This window comes from Arthrobacter sp. 49Tsu3.1M3, from assembly GCF_900168135.1.
Classification (GTDB): domain Bacteria; phylum Actinomycetota; class Actinomycetes; order Actinomycetales; family Micrococcaceae; genus Arthrobacter.
Genome location: NZ_FUZD01000006.1, coordinates 100398 through 118563, shown reverse-complemented (window position 1 = coordinate 118563; position 18166 = coordinate 100398). Strand labels below are relative to the sequence as shown.

Genomic DNA, 18166 nt, shown 5'->3' with positions numbered 1-18166 from the left:
GGGCACAAGGAACGCCACGGAACGCAAACGGCCGGACATCTCGTCCTTCCAGGCCGGAGGCCTTCTGCATGTGCTGCCTTCTACCAAGGGAATACCAGAGGTCTGTCTCATAGTTTGGCTGATTCCGCCTGATCCAGACTGAATCGCCGGCTTCCTTTTAACAACAAAAAACCCCGCTGTTCCCGTGTAAACACTGGGAACTGCGGGGTTCTAGCTGGTGGCTCCGACCGGCGTCGATCCGGTGACCTTTCGATTTTCAGTCGAACGCTCTACCAACTGAGCTACAGAGCCTAGGTGACATGTCACCTTGAAGGCCGGAATTTCTTCCGGCAATCAGAGCGACCCTGACGGGACTTGAACCCGCGACCTCCGCCGTGACAGGGCGGCGCGCTAACCAACTGCGCTACAGGGCCTTGCTTGTTTACTGCTTGTTCTTGCTGTCTGCGATATCGCTACCGCAGATTTTCAAGGCCTTTAGCCTACCAGACTTTTTCACCCGGTTTGACCAGTTCCTTGCGTACCCCCAACGGGATTCGAACCCGTGCCGCCGCCGTGAAAGGGCGGTGTCCTAGGCCGCTAGACGATGGGGGCCAGGACGCCATCCGGTGAAACATAACAGGGCAAAAATTAAGGGCCGAAGCCTGTCGTTTTTGTCCTTTCGGGTTCCTCCGAACTGGACTATAAAACTATAAGGGCAGACCCCCGGATTATCCAAAATCGAGCCCTCCCGCCGATGCAAAGCCAGGCCAAGCTAGGGGCGGGGACGGGCAGGGTGGGTGCAAGATGGACTGATGGATGCCGTTGATGCCCTCAATGAGATCGCGTTCTGGCTCGAACGCGAGCTCGCCCCCACCTTCAAGGTCCAGGCGTTCCGCAAGGCAGCCGGGATTATCGGCGCCCTGGACCCGGAGGAGGTCGCAGCGCGGGCTCGCAACGGCAGGCTCAAGAGCATGAAGGGGATCGGCGACAGAACGTTCGAGGTCATCCGGCAGGCGGTCGACGGCGGCGTACCCGACTATCTTGAGGGTCTGCGCCAACGCGGGCAGCAGCCCCTCGCGACCGGCGGCGCCGAACTGAGCTCGGCCCTCCGCGGGGACCTGCACAGCCACAGCGACTGGTCCGACGGCGGATCCCCGATCGGACTCATGGCTGACGCCGCCCGGACGCTGGGCCGGGATTACCTCGCCCTGACGGACCACTCCCCCAACCTCAAGATCGCGAACGGCCTGAGCGCAGAACGGCTTCGGGAACAGCTGGACATTGTTGCGGACATCAACAAGAACGGCGGGGACTTCCGCCTCCTGGCCGGGATCGAGGTGGACATCCTGGAGGACGGCACCCTGGACCAGACCCCGGAGATGCTGGACCGGCTCGACATCGTGGTGGCGAGCGTCCACTCGAAGCTCCGCTCCGACCGGAGCACCATGACTGAGCGGATGCTGGGCGCCATCAATGATCCGCACACGAACGTCCTCGGCCACTGCACCGGCCGGCTGCTGCAGGGGTCGAGGGGAACCCGCCCGCAGTCCGAGTTCGACGCCGCGCGCGTGTTCGCGGCGTGCGCCAAGAATAATGTGGCGGTCGAAATCAATTCCCGCCCCGAACGGCAGGATCCGCCGGACGAGCTGATCCGGCTGGCCCTCGATGCCGGCTGCCTGTTCAGCATCGACAGCGACGCCCATGCGCCGGGCCAGCTGGATTTCCTGCAGTACGGTGCCGAGCGCGCGGCCTCGAACGGGGTGCCCGCCGAGCGGATCGTCACCACCTGGCCGGTGGATCGGCTGCTGGAGTGGGCCGGAAGCGGTAAATAGCAGCTGGACAGTCGCCTTGGGCCAGGCCCCAGGCGCCCATGCCCAGGCGCCCATGCCCAGGCGCCCATGCCCAGCCCGCCAATGCCCTAGGTGTACTGGGACGACTCCGGCCCCTCGGGCCGCCACGGCGTCGGCCTGGGCAGCCAGCGCGGGACGTTGCTGCGGTACTCCTCGTAGGCCGCGCCGAATTTCTGGGTCAGCTCCGGCTCCTCGTACAGCCGGACGAATGCCACCACCGGGATGGCGCCGATGCCCAGGGCCAGGAAGAGCTTCGGCTGGCCGAGCAGGAGCCCCTGCCCCGCGACCGCAGCCGCAATGGACACGTATATCGGATTCCGCACGTACCGGTAGAGCCCGCCGACCACCAGTTTCCTGGGCGGCGCAAATGGCGCGGGGGTCCCGATGCCCTCGACGGCGAAATGCACAAAGGAATTCGCGATGACGGCGGCGCCCGCCCCGATCATCATGGCGCCCGCGATCTGCGCGCGCACCCCGCCGGGGACCGGGGATTCCACTTTCCAGCGGGTCAGAAGCCACGGCACCACGCCGGCGGCCGTTGCGGGGGCGACCGCGAAGACGGCTGTACCGATGGCTGCGCGTCGTCGTTCGCTGGCCGAGGCTGGGGATGCTGTCATACCAGCAATCGTGACCCCGCCATGTTGAACGGACAAGGGCCCACCGGCCCAACCCCGGGGACGGAGGGATCAGCCTGAGCTTTCCCGACAGATCGAGTGGGCGGGGCGGGGCGCGCGGAGCGAGCCGCGCGGCGAGGCGGAGCGGCGGGTAGGCGCGATTCAGTTGAGAAGCAGCACGGCAAGGGTGACCATCACGACGGCGATTCCGGCGTCGAGTACGCGCCAGGCCGTCCGGCGCCCGAACAGGGACGTCAGGAACCGCGCCCCCGCGCCGAGGGCGGTGAACCAGGCAATGCTTCCCAGGCCGGCCCCGGCGGCGAACCACCAGCGCCCGGCTTCGCCCTGGGCGGCAGCGAGGGATCCGAGCAGCAGCACCGTGTCCAGGTAGACGTGCGGGTTCAGCCAGGTGAAGGCCAGGCAGGTGCCCAGGACGGCGGCCCGGCCGGCGGCGGGCTTGTTGCCGGGATTCTCCATCTGCTCCCCGCGGACCGCACGCCGGGCCGCGAGCGCCCCGTAGGCAAGGAGGAACGCCGCCCCGGCCCACCGGATCACGACGAGGGCAGCTGGCGCCCGGTCCAGGAGGATGCCGATGCCCGCGACGCCCAGCAGGATCAGCACGAGGTCCGAGACCGCGCAGACTGCCACCACCATAACCACGTGCGAGCGCTGGATGCCCTGCCGGAGGACAAAGGCGTTCTGCGCGCCGATGGCAACGATGAGGGACAGCCCGGCGGAAAGACCGGAAAACAGGGGAAGGATCACCACTCCACGGTAGGCACCCGCCAAAGATGAAACCAGTTAAAGATTCTGCTGATACGTAAGATGGGCTAATGATGGAGATCACCCCCCGAACAGGCCCGGACGCTGGCCGCGATTCTGACGCACGGGAGCTTCGACGCCGCGGCCGTGCACCTGTCCGTGACGCCCTCAGCGATCAGCCAGCGGGTCCGGGCCCTCGAGACCGCCGTCGGCCGGCCCGTCCTGACCCGGGCGCGGCCGCCCGGACTCACGGAGTCCGGCGGGGCCGTGGTGCGCTTCGCCCGGCAGTTGGAAATGCTCTCCGCGGACCTGGCCGAGGAGCTGCAGCCGGAGCACCCCCGCGGAGGGACGCGCCTGACGCTGGTGATCAACAGCGATTCCTTGCACACCTGGGCGTTGGCCGGCCTCGCGGCGGCCAGTAACAACGTCCAGCTTGAGATCCTGCGTGAAGACCAGGAGCACTCGCTGGACCTGCTGCGCGCCGGCGCCGCCGCAGCCGCCATCACGGAGACAGCCCAGCCCGTGCCCGGCTGCTCGTCGAGCAAGCTGGGGACCATGCGCTATTTGCCGGTGTGCGCTCCGGACTTCGCCCGCCGCTGGTTTGGGGCGGGTGCGACCGGCGCGACGCTCGCCGCGGCTCCCGTAGTGGTCTTCGACCGCAAGGACGACCTGCAGGACCGCTGGCTGCGCCGGGTCAGCCGGGCCTCCCTGCAGCCGCCGCGCCACTATGTGCCGGCCGCGCACGAGTTTGGCGATGCCATCCGCTGGGGCATGGGCTGGGGCATGATGCCCGAGATCGAAATCGGCGAGGACCTGTTGGCCGGCCGGCTCGAGACCCTCGCCCCGCGGGCGCACGTGGACGTTGCCCTCCACTGGCAGCAGTGGCGGCGCGGCTCGGCGGCGCTGAACGACGTCGCGGCCGCTGTCCGGGCGGCGGCGCGCGTCCTGCGCTGAGGCCGTTCGGGATGTTGGCAGGATCTCGACTAGACGTGACCGATTCCCGCCAGCCGGGAGGACACGGGAACGGCTAGATTGGCAGCATGGCAACAACCGCCGCATCCGGCCCCACTCCGTCCGCAGGCCCCCACGAAGGGTCTCCGCACGCTGCTCCCGCACCCGCCCCGCAACCCGCGCCGCCCCCTCCCGGGCAGCCGGCCACGATCAGCAGGCTCGGCATCGGCGCCGTCGTCGTTACTGTGGTCCTGTGGGCCTCCGCCTTCGTGGGCATCCGCGCCGTGGGCCCGAGCTTCTCCCCCGGCCCCCTGACGCTCGGCCGGCTGGCCGTCGCCGCCGTCGTGCTGGGCCTGTTGGTGGTGCCCAAGCTCAGGGGCCTGCCCCGGGGCCGCGAGTGGTGGCCCATCCTGGCCTATGGCGTCATGTGGTTCGGAGGCTACAACGTGGCCCTGAATGCCGCCGAACACATGCTCGACGCCGGCACGGCCGCCCTGCTGATCAATGTCAACCCCATCCTGGTGGCCGTCATGGCCGGTGTGATCCTGAAGGAAGGGTTCCCTCGCTGGCTCATCATCGGCAGCCTGATCGCATTCGGCGGCGTGGCCGTGATTGCGCTTGGCTCCGGCCAGCGGTCGACGGCGGACGTGGCCGGGGTGCTGCTCTGCCTGCTTGCGGCCGCGCTGGCCGCCGTGAGCGTGATCGTCCAAAAACCTGTGCTCCGCAAGTTCCCGGCGGCCCAGGCCACCTGGTTCGGCATCATGGTGGGCGCCCTGTGCTGCCTGCCCTTCAGCGGCCAGTTGGTCACCGAGCTGCAGGCCGCTCCCCTGCCGGCCACCCTGGGCCTGGTCTATCTGGGCATCTTCCCCACTGCGATCGCATTCACCACCTGGGCCTATGCCCTCTCGATGATTGATGCGGGACGCCTCGCCGCCACCACCTACCTGGTCCCCGGCACCACAATCCTGATCTCCTGGCTGGTCCTGGGCGAGATTCCGACCATCTGGGGCCTGGTGGGCGGCGTGATCTGCCTTGTCGGCGTGGGGCTGACCCGGCGCCGGTCCCGCTAGAGTTTGCCCATGCCCTCCTCCCTCCCGCCCGGCCTGCCGATCGTTCCGAACGGCGGAGACGGTGGTAACGACGGGGACGGTGGAGACGGTTCCTTCCCGATGTCCGAGGCCGATTTCGAGGCCGCCGTCAGTGATGCCCTCGACCGGATCCCGCCGGATCTGGCAAAAACCATGAGCAACGTCGCGATCTTCATCGAGGACGACTACACCCCGCAGCCCGGGGAGGATCCGGACACCGTGCTGCTGGGGCTCTACGAGGGGGTACCCCTGACCGAACGGGACTCCTGGTGGGATGCCGGCTCGCTGCCGGACCGGATCACCATCTTCCGCCAACCCATCCTGGACATCTGCACCTCCCGGGAGGACGTGATCGAGGAAGTCACCGTCACCGTGGTGCACGAGATCGCCCACCACTTCGGCATCAGCGACGCGCGCCTGCACGAGCTCGGCTGGGGCTAGCCTTAGAGGCATGGGACACGACCACAGCCACTCGCACGGCATCGCCGCCTCTGCCACGGGCACAGCCAAGCACCGCAAGCGCCTGGTCGCCGTCCTGGCCATCACGCTCGCCGTGGTGCTCGTGCAGACGATCGGTGCGGTGGTCTCCGGATCCCTGGCCCTGCTCGCCGATGCCGGACACATGCTCTCGGACGCCGCCGGCGTCTTCATCGCCCTGCTGGCCGCGTGGATCGCCACCCGGCCCGCCAGCGACCTGCGCACCTACGGTTACCAGCGCGCCGAAGTCCTGGCGGCGCTGGCGAACGCACTGGTCCTGATCGTCATCTCGGTGGTCATCTTCACCGAGGCCATCCGCAGGCTCGGCACCACCCCCGAGGTCCACACCGACGTCATGCTCGCCGCGGCGGTCCTCGGCGCCGTCGCCAACCTGGTCTCCCTGCTGATCCTGCGCGGCGCCCAGAAGGAAAGCCTGAACGTCCGCGGCGCCTACCTCGAAGTCCTGGGGGATCTGCTGGGCTCCTTTGCCGTCATCGCGGCAGCGGTGGTCATCATGGTCACCGGTTTCCAGGCGGCCGACACCATTGCCTCGATCCTCATCGCCCTCATGATCCTGCCCCGGGCCTGGCATCTGCTGCGCGACGTCGTGGACGTGCTCCTCGAGGCTACGCCCAAGGGCGTGGACGTCCAGATGATCCGCGACCACATCCTTGCGGTGGACGGCGTGGTATCCGTCCACGACATCCACATCTGGACCATTACCTCCGGTGTCCCCGTCTTCTCAGCCCACGTGGTGGTGGAAGACGCAGCGCTCGGCGCCAAGGGTGCCGACCGGGTCCTGGACAAGCTCACCAGCTGCCTTGGCTCCCATTTCGACACCGAACACTGCACGTTCCAGCTCGAGCCCACCACGCATTCAGAGCACGAGGCCCACCAGCACGCCTGACCGGCGGCAGGACACACCCGTCACGGACGTGGCCAAATGACACTCGTGTTGTTTATGTTATTCATGTGACTCGTGTTGCCAAAGTAGCCTTTGGCACGTAGCCTCATGCCTGCTGGGTGATCCGCAGAGGGCTTTCACGCGCCAAATCCGACCTCGCTCACTCCAGCCTGAGACTTCTGCGAGGTTGCCCATGAGTTGGACCGGACCCGGCCGCAAGACGGCTGTGCTCTGCACCGCCGTCGTCCTCCTTGGAACGCTCGCGCTCCCGGCCCAGGCCGCGCCGCTGACTTCCACGCTGGTTTCTTCGCAGATTTCTGAGCAGGGGCGCCCACCGCTGGAGACTGCCGGCCGGGTTCCGGCGTCGCCGGAGATCCCCTCACCGGAAGAGATCGCTGCCGCCAAGTCCAACGCGAGCTCGACGGCGGCAGAGGTCACCAGGATCGACGGGCTTCTGGCTGACGCGTCGGCCGGCCAGGAAACCAGCCTGGCCGCATCCCTGCAAGCAAACAACGCGTACGGTGAGGCCCTCGTGGAGCTGGCCGCACGCCGTGACGCTGCGGCTGTGGCGGCTGCCAGGGCTGCCGCCGCCGGGACGGAACAAGCCAAGGCCCGCAAGCAGGTTGGCCAGCTGGCCGGTGACCTGTACCGCAACGGCGGGCTGAACCCGGCCCTGAGCAGCTTCGTCAGCGGCTCCGGGCGGGCACTGGAGGATGCCGCCACGCTGGAGGCTGTAACGGCCGGACGGGCGCGGGCCTTCGAGTCCGCGGAAAACGCGGCCACGGCCGCGCAGTCCCTGACCGAAGCCGCAGCGGACGCCAACCGCGCCGCCGACGAGGCCGCCGCGACCGCCGAGGACCGCAAGGCCGACGCCGACGGCGCCGCAGCAGCCCAGCGCCAGGTCGTGGCCGATGCCAAAGCGCAGCGCAGCGCGCTCGTGGACCAGCTGGCAAGCCTGAGAAACACCACCGCGGCGCTGGAATCTGCCCGGGTGGATGCCCTCGACCGCCAGCGCCAGGAGGCGCGGCTCGCAGCACTGACCGCGGCGGCCGGCCCCGCGCCGCAGCCTGGCACGGGTTCGCAGCCGGCACCGGCAGCACCGGGACGGGACGATTCGGCCGCAGGGCAGCCAGCCGCTCCGGCTCCCGCCGACGTTCCGGCGGCACCCGCACCCGCCCCGGCTCCGGCACCGGCCCCAGCGCCCGCGCCGGCTCCCGCTCCGGCCCCAGCGTCCGCGCCGGATCCCGCGCCAGTACCTGCTCCGGTCCCTGTTCCGGTCCCCGCACCGGTTCCTGCGCCAGTACCCGTTCCGGTTCCGGCGCCGATTTCCGGCGGGTCGAACCAGACCGCGATTTCGGTGGCGCTCGGCAAGACCGGATCGCCGTTCTTCTACCAGTACGGCGGAACCGGGAGCTATGGGTTTGACTGCTCGGGCCTGGTGCAGAATGCATTCGCTGCGGCAGGGAAGTACCTGCCCCGCACGGCCTCCCAGCAGTTCGCCCAGGCCCCTGTTCATGTTCCGCTCTCCCAGGCGCGTCCGGGAGATCTGTTCGTCTGGGGTTCGGCCCCGGGATTCTACCACGTGGCCATCTACCTCGGCGGCGGCCGCGTGGTCCAGGCGCTGAACCCCGACGCCGGCATTACCGTGACCGATGTTGCCGCCATGTCCGGGATGCAGCTGTACGGCTACGCGGCCCGTTACTGAGACCCGCTCCCGGGGTTCCGTTCAGGCCTGTCTGGCGGCTAGGAGAGCACGTCCTTGGTGATGAACCTGCCGTAGGCCAGCGCGCCGAAGACGGCGACGTAGCCGCCCTGCAGGAGGGCATTGGCGGTAAAGGAATCCCAGGAAACCGGCTGCCGGAGCAGATCGCCAAAGTCCAGCCAGTAGTGGCTGAAAAGCCAGGGATGCAGCCACTCCAGTTGCGGCAGCGCGTCCAGGACCTGCGCGACGACCGAGAGCACCACGGTGGCCGCCATGGCCCCCACCGGAACATCGGTCAGGGTGGAGATGAACAGCCCAATCGCCGACAACCCCAGCAGTGAAACCGCCAGATAGGCGGCGATCAGCAAGAGCCGGACCATGGCCTCGCCGGTGCCGATCGTGTCGCCGGAGAGCAGGGTCACGGGCCCCACGGGGAAGAGCGCCGCGCCGATTCCGGCCCCGGTCAGGGCCACCACGAGCGGGGCAACGATCACGAACACGGCTGCCCCGGCATATTTGACAATCAGCAGGCGGATCCGCCCGGCGGGAGCCACCAGCAGGTACCGGAGGGTCCCCTGTCCGGCTTCCCCGGCGATCGTGTCTCCGGCCACGACGCCGACGGTAAGGGGCAGGAACAGCGGAACCGAGACCACCATGGCCGTGACGCCCACGAACAGGCCGTTCTGGGCGATCCGGTCCAGGAAGGCCGGCCCCCGGCCTGCCGGCACGGCCGAGGAGACCCGCACCGCCACCGCGATCAGGATCGGGATGGCCGCCAGCGCGCACAACATGGCCCACGTCCTGCGGCGGCGGAACAGCACCCCGAGCTCAGAGGCCAGCAGCCCGCCGGTCAGAGACCCGCGCCGGACCGGCGCAGCGCCCGCCCCGCCTTTGCCCCCAGCGTCAGCGCCTGCGCCCGCTCCGCTGCGGCCATCGGCCGCGCCGGCGCGGTCCGGCGCCGGGGCCACTGATGGGCCGGCTGCCGGATCACCCAAAGATGAGCTGTTACTGGACAACGTCGAACCCCTCCCCCGTCAATGCCACAAACCGGTCCTCGAGGCTTGCTTGTTCGGTCGCGAAGCCGCGGACCCGGACCCCCGCCGCCACGAGGGCCGCCACCACAGCTTCCGGCTGCACGGCCGCCCGCTCCACGGACCGGGACGATCCTCCGTCTTCCCGGGCTGCCGCACCTGGCGGAGCCACAGCCGGAGCCACAGCCGGAGCCACAGCCGGGGCCCCAGCCGGAGCCCCAGGCAGTGACGCGAACAGGGCCGCGTCCGTCCCGGACCCGGCGGCACCGGAACCAGCGCCACCGGGAGGACGGCCGTCGGTGCCCAGGGTCGCGGTCAGGCCCAGGCCGGCCAGCACCTGCGCCGCAGGCCCCGGGTCCGGGGTCAACACGCGGATCCTTGCCTGGCCGGCCCCGCGCAGTTCTGCCAGGGTTCCCTGCGCCACAAGCCGGCCAGCGCTCATGATGGCCGCATGGGTGCAGATCTGCTCGACCTCGGCCAGCAGATGGCTGGAGACGAAGACCGTGGCGCCGTCGGCCGCGAGCGATCGCACCAGGCTCCGCACCTCACGGGTGCCCTGCGGATCCAGCCCGTTGGTGGGCTCGTCCAGCACCAGCAGTTCCCGGGGGGCCAGCAGGGCGTTGGCGATCCCCAGCCGCTGCTTCATCCCCAGCGAGTAGGCCCGGACCAGCTTGTCCGCGGCGTGCGTCAAACCCACCCGTTCCAGGGCTGACTGGACGCGGGCACGCCGCGTCCCGCCCAAACCATAGGGGTCCGCGGCGTCCATGCGGCGCAGATTGGCGGCGCCGGAGAGGAACGGGTAGAACGCCGGTCCTTCCACCAGTGCCCCGACCCGGGGCAGCACGTCATTGAGTTTGCCGGGCATCTCCTCGCCCAGCACGCGCATGGAGCCTCCGGTGGCCGTGGCCAGGCCGAGCAGGAGCCTGATGGTGGTGGTCTTCCCCGAACCGTTCGGGCCCAGGAAACCAAAGACCGCGCCTTTCGGCACGGCCAGGTCGACGCCGTCGACAGCCATCTGCTGGCCGAACCGTTTGGTCAGGCCCGTGGTCTCAATGCTCAGCTCGGCCGCCGGCCCGGCGGCGCTCACGCGGCCGTCACCGGATGGTCAGGGAGCAACTGCCGGCCGCCGGATGCCGCGCCGGACATCACTTCTGCGCGGCAGCGGCCTGGAGCCGCTCCACTGGCACGGAGCCGGCGACGACCCTGCCGTCGTCGAGCACCAACACGTTCACGAGCGCGGTGGACAAGAGCCGCCCGCCCTGGACCGGGACGGTGGCCTGTTCGAGCAGGGCCGTGGCGTCCGACGCCGGGCTGGCCGTTCCCGCCGGGAACTCAACAACAGAGTCCCAGCCGGAGCCGGTGACGGCCGGCTTGCCGGCGCGGTCCTTGGCAGCAGGCGCGGTCGCGTTCCCGGCGTCGTTCCCGTGCTCGTGCTTCTTTACCGGAATCTCCTCGACCGTGGCGCCCGGGGGCGGAGTGAACGTGAAGACCGAGGCGTCGGGGGCCCCGAGGGTCAGGCTCGTGTAGGCGACGCGGAAGGCGGGATCCGACTGTCCGCGCGCCTTGATCTCGACGCCCAGCGGCAGACCGGTCTGGCCGTCAACGGCTACCGCGATGGACCCGACCAGCGTCGCCCCGGACTTTGGTGTCAGCACCAGGTTGTAGGCGGCCCGGCCGGCTACCTGGACATCGGCGCCCACCGCCACGTCGGTGCCCGGTTCGATCTTGGCCAAAAGCATCGCGGCGAGCTGGTCGGGCGTGGCGGTGACGTCGCTGCCGGCGCCGTGACGGCCTGTGCCACCGGCTTCACCGGCCGGGAGCTGGGCATGGGCGGCCGTGTTGTCCTTGGAGTTGTAGAACCACACGTCGTTGCCGTGGCGGATGGCGTTGCGTTCGGCCAGCCGGTCCATCACCTGGACGCGGGCGTTATCCGGGCCGTCGCGATAAACCCGCGCGGTGTGCGGACCCGTCAGCAATTCGAGCCACGCCGCCCCTGACGCGTCCGGGCCGGTACCGGACTTGGGCAGCTCGGGAAGCCCGAGCTCAGAGGACTGTTCCAGGGTTCCCGAGAGGGCGGGCTCGCGGTGCTGGGCAATCAACTGCAGCACCTGCTCCGGCGTCTTGGCCGGCAGGGGATCCCCGGCGCTGGCGGGCAGGGATCCGGCCAGCGCGCCGGCGGCAATGACGGCGGGAACGGCGACGGCGGGCAGCCAGCGCAGCCACGTGCGCGTCATCGTGACCGCGCTCCGGAAAGAGATGTTCCAACTATCCGCGCCTGGGGTATGCGCGCTTCGGTGCAGCTCATAGGTCAACAGTACGCCTGGGCCCGGCAGCCCGGTTATCCTACTTCAGCACATTGATGGTCAGTTCCACGGCGCCCAGCAGGAACGCGAGCACAGAGGTGCCCAGACCCGCCACGAGCAGCAGGCCGGGATGGGCCAGGCCCACCACCACCCGCCTCAGCCGCGGCCTGTCCCGCAGGAACTTCTTGGGTACGGCGCCCGGTTCCGGCGTTTGTTTCCAGCCCCGGAGCCGCCGCAGGAACCAGGCGCAGCGAATGATGAAGGCAAGCCACAGTACTGAGACCACCAGCGGGATCGCGGCCAGCAGGAGGTTGAAGCCCACCGCGGTGACCTCGCGTTCGGACGCCCCGACGAGCGACTGGAGGGTGGTTGAGATCGAGGCGCTCATGACCACTGACACTCCCCACACGAGGAAGGCGGCGATCAGGGCCAGGAATCGGACGAAGAAGTGGCCCAGGACGGAGTCCCGACGCGGCTTCAGGTAGCGGCGCGGGGTGGCATGCAGAAGGGCGATGCTTGCCAGCAGAGTCGGCAGGGCGGCGAGGCCAACCAAGACATACCAGGACCAGCCGGCCAGATCCAGGAACTCGTCGGCCACGATCAGCGCTGCCCAGAACCCGGCCCACGCCCAGCCGGCCGTGAGCGGGCGGCTGGCGCGGGCGCGGGCGCGCCGCAGGATCCGGGGTTGCCGGGCGGCCGGGGCTCAGGCGCCGGGGTGCCCGCCGCGGGTACCCCGGCGCTCCCGGGCTCCCGGCCATCGGAGCCGCGCGCTTCGCTCATGGCCCCACTGTAGCGAGCCGGCCGGCGTCGTGGTGTGGAGCCCGGCGCCGCGGGCGCCCCGGCGCGAATTGGACGGCGTCAGGGTGCCGGCGTCACGGTGCCGGCGGCGCCGTCGACCGTAATGCTGTGGCCCGTAGCGATCCTCGACGTCGCGTCGGGGACCCCCACCACTGCGGGGATCCCGTATTCCCGGGCGACGACGGCGCCGTGGGAGTTGGGCCCGCCCATTTCCATCACGAGGCCGCCGGCCGTCAGGAACAACGGCGTCCAGCCCGGATCGGTGGACGGCGCCACGAGGATCTCGCCGGGTTCCAGGTGCGCGCCCTGGGGGTCCAGGATCACGCGGGCCCGGGCCGTGATGGTGCCGGCCGAGGCCGGCGTGCCGGAGAGCCGCCCCGCGCCGCCGTTCGAACCCGCCGGTCCCCGTCCGCCGGCTGTGGTCTGCGCCGCGGTGGTCTGCACGGCCTCGGGCTCGGTGCCGTCCGAGAGCAGCACGCGGGGAATGTGCCGGCGGCCCAGTTCGGCCGCGTACGCCTCCCGGCGCCGTGCCACGAGCCCCTGCAGCGCGGCGCCGCCGAGCCCCCGGTGTGCGTCAGCCAGGTCGAGGAAGAAGATATCGTCCGCCGCATCGATGGCCCCGGCCGCGGCGAGTTCGGCCCCGACGGCTGAGAGCTGCTGCCGGACGGCGCCGAGCGCTTCCACGAGGTGGTACTTGGGCAGCTCACGCAGCCCGGCGAACATCCGGGTCCGCCGCAGCGCGGCCCGCGCTAGTGCACCACGAAGGCGGCTGCGCTGCGCCGCCGCGGCCACCAGCCGGGATACCTGCGCCTCCGCCTCGCGGGCCGCCTTGCCGAACTGCCGGTCCGGGGCGAGCGCAGGATCATCCATGCGCAGATAGTTGGCCAGGACACCGAGGATGTGGGTCGGGTCGTCAGACCAGCGGGGCATGCCGACGTCGATCTCCGCCACGGCGCGGTGGCCGTAGCGGGCCAGGAAGTCCCGCAGCCCGGATTGCACGACGCCGGGCAGGTCCGCCGCCCGGTAACGCCGGGCTATCTCGGCCAATGCGGCTTCCCCGAACACCGCCGCGGACGCCGGGTCGTTGCGGATGGCAGTAGCCAGCGACCACAGGTCCAGGTCCATTTCGGTGGTCACGTTGTTGGGCAGCCCCCGCAGGACTTCCTGCAGCGCCCCGTTCCCCGGTTTCCCGGCGAGTTTTCCGGCCACGGCCAGCAAGGCGAACCCCAGGGCGGGCAGCGGCAGGATCGCGGGAACCACGGGAAAGACATGCCGGCCAAGGATCCGCTCGACGTGCTCCAGGCGCTCCGTGGCGGTGGCACCGGCGGGCACCGCGAGTGCGGCCCGGAGCTGTTCGCCCACACGGTCTGCCCGGCGAAGTGCCGCCTCGGGCCGGATGAGGCCGCGGATCAGGGTCTCCGGGACCTTCGCCCGCACCGCCACCGGAGCGACGTGGCGCAGGAGCCGCCACGGGGTTGTTGTGGTCACGGAGAACCTGGGATCGGCGAAGAGGTTGCGCAGCACTGTGGCCGAACGCGCCTCCATCACGTCAAACACGCGGGGGACGATCGCGCGCCCGGCCCGACTCCGGACCACCGGCGTGAGATCGAAGAAGATGCGCTGACCGGCCTCCGCGTACGGCGCGGGCCCGTCACGGGGCACCGGTACCGGGAAATGCGCGGCCCCCGCAACCGAGGACGCGATCAGCCGGATGCCGGCGAGTCCCATCGGGGTGAGGGGCCGGGTCAGCCCCTGGGCCAGGCTGAAGCACAAATACACGCGCGGGGCCGGCCCGGAGGGAGGCCGGTCCGGCATCGGATAGAGCGTGGTGATGGGCCTGGACTGAGTGAGCCACACGGCCCGGTCCTGGCCGATGGCCCATTCGAGGTCCTGCGGCGAGCCGAAGTGCACCTCCGCGCGGCGGCCCAGGAGCTCCAGGGCCGCCAGTTGGGCATCGTCCAGGCTGGGCGCCAGCCCGGCGTCCGGTTGCGCCACCCGCTCGGTGCCGCCGCCGGGCAGGGGACGGATGAGCATGCCCTTGTCCCCAAGTCGCCGCTCGAGGATCCGTCCCGTGGCGCCGTCGATCACGAAGTGGTCAGGGTTGACCGCCCCGGACACCACGGCCTCCCCCAGCCCCGGGCTGGCGTCGATGACGGCCTCGTGCCGCCGGCCAGTCACGGGATTGGCCGTGAACAGCACGCCGGCCACGGCCGCGTCCACCATGCGCTGGACCACCACGGCGAGGGTCACCGCCGAGGGCTCGATCCCCTGCACCGCACGGTAGGTCACCGCGCGGTCTGTCCACAGCGAGGCCCAGCACCGGCGAACGGCAGCCAGCACGGCATCCGCGCCCACCACGTTCAGGAATGTGTCCTGCTGGCCGGCGAAACTGGCGAACGGCAGGTCTTCGGCGGTCGCGGAGGACCGCACGGCGACCGCCGTGTCGGCGCCCAGCGCCGCATAGGCGGCGCGCACGGCGGCGTCGATGCCGGCGGGGACATCGGCGTCGAGCACCAGCGCGCGGGCCTTGGCGGCAAGCGAAGCCAGCCCCGCCAGGTCGTCGGGGGCTGTTGCGGCGAGGGCGCGGTGCACGTCCGCCAGCGCGGGGGATGCCGTGGCGTCCAGGTACGCCCTGGTGGTCAGGCAGAAACCGGCGGGCACCGGCAGGCCGGCGCGTGCCAGCTCGCCCAGGTTCGCCGCCTTCCCGCCGACCGTGGCCAGCATGTCCGGGCCAAGGCGTTCAAGGGCCAGGACCGGCCCGTCCTGGGCACGGTCCGGCGTCCAGGGGTGCTCCATCCGCTAACCGTCCTTCCGACGCCGGGCCCGTCGCCTCGATCCTAGGACTCGCCGAGCATCGGCCCGAAGCTGGCTCTGTCCGCCAGCCGCGGGTCGTCGCGGTCCGGCACCACCATGACCGGCCCCTTGGCGTGGTGGAGGACGCCGTCGGACGTGGAGCCCAGCAGCATTCCGGTGAATCCACCGCGTCCGCGGGTACCGACCACCACAAGCTCCACGTGCCGGCTGGCGTCGACGAGGATGTCGACGGGCGAGCCGTCCACGAGCTGCGTCTCCACCTGCAGGGCCGGGAAGTGGCTCCGCAACCAGGCGACGCCGGCGTCGAGCTGGACCTTGATGTCGGCGAACAGGGCGTCGCGGTCCATCGGAGTGGGCACCCATGCCAGCGAGCCGGTGTACTGCGGCACCGCGCACACCACTCGGAGCCGGGCGGAGAGCCGCTCGGCCTGTGCTGCGGCCTCCAGCACGGCGACGCGGGCCTGCTCGGAACCGTCGACGCCGACGACCACGACGTTCTCGACCGGCTGGCTGCCCGACTTTGCCCGTTCGGCGAGCACGTGCTTGTCGTCTGTGGTCTCGCCCAGGCGGTCCGCGCAGATCAGCGGCACCGTCACGGTGGGGCACTTCGAGTGGGCGGGCAGCGCGCTGCTGACGGAGCCGAGCAGCCGGCCCACGAAGCCTCCGCGGCCGCGGGTGCCGAAGACCAGAAGCTCCGCGGTTTCGCTGATTTCCAGCAGCACGCCGGACGCGTCTCCGTTTTCGACGGACGCGTCGACGTCGATGTTGTAGAACGCGATCTTGTCCATGGCGTGCTTGAGGATGGCTTCGGCGCCCTCCCGGATCACGGAGTCGTCCACCGTGGCGTAGCCGCCGTCGAGCCCGGAAGCGGCGAAGATCGGAACGGAGTAGGCGGTCACGATGTGCAGCGGGCGGCGGCGGCGCTCCGCCTCACGGGCCGCCCACACCAGGGCGCAGTGGCTGTGGTCCGAGCCGTCCACTCCCACGACGATTCCGCGGGGCGGCGCCGGCTCGCCACCGGTCTCCCATGCCGGGTCCGGATGCACCTGTTCACGGCCCATTGGGTCCGCCTCCTCGCGATTCTTGCCTGATGTTGCGGCTATTCTGCCAGAAGTACTGCCGCCCGGCGTCCACCGGCGAGGCGACCCGGAATCCGCGTGCAGGAACCCCTGATTTTCCTCACTATTCTCGGTTAATTGCGAACATACAAGACGGCGGCAGGGCGCCCCCAGCCGCCCGCGGCGGAAGGATTTACGCAGAGTTAACACTCCGTTTCGCGGCCCGGCATCCAGGGCTTTTGGGACGGTTTCCGCCGGCGCGGGAGCACGGAAACCGCCGGAATCCGGGAACACAGCCAATGTCCTACCTCCCCTATCCACGGGCGGGAATCTTAGGTATCCTTCGAGGCATTGCTGAACCGAGACTGGTATTTCAGAAAGCAGCCGCTGGGGCTGTGGATCAGGCACGGGTCGGCGTCCGGGGTTTCCCCCGCGACTCGCACCATTTCAAGGAGGTACCCTGCAGTGTCGAGCATGCCTTTGTACGGCGGGATTGAGCGGACCACCGCCGTAGTTATCGGGACGGGGCTCTCCGGCCTGGCTGTGGCCAGCGAGCTCCAGCGCCGGGGCGTTGCGTCCATCATTGTGGACGGGCTCGACCTCCTGGGTGCCGGCCATCCGGCCAATACCTCCTCGCTCCAGCGCTGCGACGCGGCGGACGCCGCCAGCCTGCGGGAGCGCAACGAAATCCTGCGGCACCTGCGCAACTACGCCGCAAGCCACAAGCTCGACGTGCGGAACAACATCCGGGCCCTGCAGCTGGACCTCCTGGAGGCCGGCACGGACGGCTCACCGACGGAGAAGTGGGCCGTCCAGACCCCGGGCGGCGTCCTGCTGGCCGACCACCTTGTCCTGACCCGCTGCGCCCACAGCCAGCTGCGCCGCATGCTCTCGGAGCTTGGCATGGCAGCCGGCCAGAACCTCATGGCGGCGATGCATGCCCTCGGAATGTACCTTGTGGGGGTGGGCGAGCTCATTACCCCGACGCCCAAGGAAGTCCTGCGCCAGGCCAAAGTGGTAGGACAGGCAATTTCCGCCAAGGTCCACCCGAACGGGATCCCCGCGCTGATGCCCGGCGGCTTTGCCCTCGCCGCCCCCGCCTAGCAGCGCTTTGGTCGCGGAGCCGGAGCCGCGCTGGCTTGTTTCAGCCTTCGGTGTCGCCGCCCTCGTCCGGTGTGAGGCGGCGCTTCGCCATCAGGCCCAGGGCCACCAGGATGCCGACCCCGACGGCGACGAAGACCATGACGCTCCAGGGAAACTGCTGCGACCCGGCCGGCGCAGGGGCGGGCGCCGGCGTGGTGCCCGGCTGGGCGGTTCCCATCGTGGGGACGCCGGCGGCCGCCGTCGGGCCCGCCGCGGCGGCCGTCGCGGTGAAGGTGAAGCTGCCCTCGATCGGGTGGCCGTCAGAACTGGCCACCCGCCAGTGGACGTTGTATTGCCCCGCGGGGGCGCCGGACTTCAGCTTCTGCGCAGCGACATTGTCCACGATCTGGACCGGGCCGTCCGACCAGTTGGCGCCCGAGGCGTCGTTGACCACGATCTGCGAACCCAGGGCAAGCGGATTATGGTTGAACGTGACCGAGACCTGCTCCGGCGGTGCCGCGACGGTTGCTCCGGCGGCCGGGCTGGTGGACTCCGCGGTATCGTGCGCCGACGCCGGGCTCACGGCTCCGAGCAGGACCGCCATGAGGACGACGGCGCCCAGCAGGGCACCGCGAAGCTGTCGGATGGGGCGCATGGGCAGGCTACTCCTAGTGTTGGCTTCCTTACAGAGTAGGCGAAAACGCGGGGTTGGCCGTCGGGCTCCAAATAGGATTTAGGCAACACCCATCACT

At 70.0% G+C, this 18166-nt stretch carries 16 protein-coding genes and 3 tRNA genes; 7 read left to right on the top strand and 12 right to left on the bottom strand.

The annotated features are described in order from the left end of the window. Positions 1-215 precede the first annotated feature (215 nt). The 3 genes from B5X90_RS09515 to B5X90_RS09505 all read right to left on the bottom strand — a co-directional run bounded on the left by B5X90_RS09515 (position 216) and on the right by B5X90_RS09505 (position 591). A tRNA-Phe gene (locus B5X90_RS09515) sits at positions 216-291 on the bottom strand. 48 nt (positions 292-339) lie between these two features. Beyond that, positions 340-413 (bottom strand) — tRNA-Asp (locus tag B5X90_RS09510). Positions 414-518: 105 nt separating this feature from the next. After that, positions 519-591, bottom strand: a tRNA-Glu gene (locus B5X90_RS09505). A gap of 200 nt (positions 592-791) precedes the next feature. Here B5X90_RS09505 and B5X90_RS09500 point away from each other — a divergent pair. Then, positions 792-1811: a PHP domain-containing protein gene (locus tag B5X90_RS09500; protein WP_079552305.1), complete on the top strand. Its 1020-nt coding sequence runs from the start codon at positions 792-794 to the stop codon at positions 1809-1811. 86 nt (positions 1812-1897) lie between these two features. On the opposite strand, the gene B5X90_RS09495 is transcribed toward B5X90_RS09500, so the two are convergent. Beyond that, complete coding sequence (locus B5X90_RS09495; protein WP_079552303.1) at positions 1898-2446, bottom strand: methyltransferase family protein; 549 nt, start codon at positions 2444-2446, stop codon at positions 1898-1900. Positions 2447-2605: 159 nt separating this feature from the next. Continuing rightward, positions 2606-3208, bottom strand: coding sequence for a LysE/ArgO family amino acid transporter (locus tag B5X90_RS09490; RefSeq protein ID WP_079552301.1), 603 nt, complete (start codon positions 3206-3208; stop codon positions 2606-2608). Positions 3209-3310: 102 nt separating this feature from the next. On the opposite strand from B5X90_RS09490, the gene B5X90_RS09485 reads away from it, so the two are divergent. The 5 genes from B5X90_RS09485 to B5X90_RS09465 all read left to right on the top strand — a co-directional run bounded on the left by B5X90_RS09485 (position 3311) and on the right by B5X90_RS09465 (position 8330). After that, complete coding sequence (locus tag B5X90_RS09485; protein ID WP_079552299.1) at positions 3311-4159, top strand: ArgP/LysG family DNA-binding transcriptional regulator; 849 nt, start codon at positions 3311-3313, stop codon at positions 4157-4159. Positions 4160-4245: 86 nt separating this feature from the next. Continuing rightward, positions 4246-5226, top strand: coding sequence for a DMT family transporter (locus tag B5X90_RS09480; RefSeq protein WP_079552297.1), 981 nt, complete (start codon positions 4246-4248; stop codon positions 5224-5226). A gap of 9 nt (positions 5227-5235) precedes the next feature. Further along, positions 5236-5685: a metallopeptidase family protein gene (locus tag B5X90_RS09475; RefSeq protein WP_079552295.1), complete on the top strand. Its 450-nt coding sequence runs from the start codon at positions 5236-5238 to the stop codon at positions 5683-5685. A gap of 10 nt (positions 5686-5695) precedes the next feature. Further along, a complete protein-coding gene (locus B5X90_RS09470; protein WP_079552293.1) occupies positions 5696-6628 on the top strand; it encodes a cation diffusion facilitator family transporter in 933 nt (310 codons plus the stop codon). Between the two features lie 190 nt (positions 6629-6818). Next, positions 6819-8330 carry a C40 family peptidase gene (locus B5X90_RS09465; RefSeq protein ID WP_079552291.1) on the top strand — a complete coding sequence of 504 codons (1512 nt, stop codon included), beginning with the start codon at positions 6819-6821 and terminating at the stop codon, positions 8328-8330. Between the two features lie 38 nt (positions 8331-8368). Here B5X90_RS09465 and B5X90_RS09460 read toward each other — a convergent pair whose 3' ends face one another. The 6 genes from B5X90_RS09460 to B5X90_RS09435 all read right to left on the bottom strand — a co-directional run bounded on the left by B5X90_RS09460 (position 8369) and on the right by B5X90_RS09435 (position 16334). Further along, a complete protein-coding gene (locus B5X90_RS09460; RefSeq protein WP_256860161.1) occupies positions 8369-9181 on the bottom strand; it encodes an ABC transporter permease in 813 nt (270 codons plus the stop codon). A gap of 151 nt (positions 9182-9332) precedes the next feature. Continuing rightward, positions 9333-10445: an ABC transporter ATP-binding protein gene (locus tag B5X90_RS09455; RefSeq protein ID WP_079552289.1), complete on the bottom strand. Its 1113-nt coding sequence runs from the start codon at positions 10443-10445 to the stop codon at positions 9333-9335. Positions 10446-10503: 58 nt separating this feature from the next. Continuing rightward, a complete protein-coding gene (locus tag B5X90_RS09450; RefSeq protein WP_079552287.1) occupies positions 10504-11592 on the bottom strand; it encodes a LolA family protein in 1089 nt (362 codons plus the stop codon). Positions 11593-11701: 109 nt separating this feature from the next. Beyond that, a complete protein-coding gene (locus B5X90_RS09445) occupies positions 11702-12259 on the bottom strand; it encodes a hypothetical protein (RefSeq protein ID WP_256860147.1) in 558 nt (185 codons plus the stop codon). 260 nt (positions 12260-12519) lie between these two features. After that, positions 12520-15255 (bottom strand): PEP/pyruvate-binding domain-containing protein, encoded by a 2736-nt coding sequence (locus B5X90_RS09440; protein ID WP_079552285.1) that lies wholly within the window; start codon positions 15253-15255, stop codon positions 12520-12522. A gap of 41 nt (positions 15256-15296) precedes the next feature. Beyond that, positions 15297-16334, bottom strand: coding sequence for a universal stress protein (locus tag B5X90_RS09435; protein ID WP_143264698.1), 1038 nt, complete (start codon positions 16332-16334; stop codon positions 15297-15299). 471 nt (positions 16335-16805) lie between these two features. Between B5X90_RS09435 and B5X90_RS09430 the strand changes: the two genes are divergently transcribed. Further along, the gene (locus B5X90_RS09430) at positions 16806-17435 is read left to right on the top strand and encodes an FAD-binding protein (RefSeq protein WP_079552283.1); all 630 of its coding nucleotides are present in this window, start codon (positions 16806-16808) and stop codon (positions 17433-17435) included. Between the two features lie 40 nt (positions 17436-17475). Here B5X90_RS09430 and B5X90_RS09425 read toward each other — a convergent pair whose 3' ends face one another. Next, positions 17476-18069, bottom strand: coding sequence for a copper resistance CopC family protein (locus tag B5X90_RS09425; RefSeq protein WP_079552281.1), 594 nt, complete (start codon positions 18067-18069; stop codon positions 17476-17478). Positions 18070-18166: the final 97 nt, after the last annotated feature.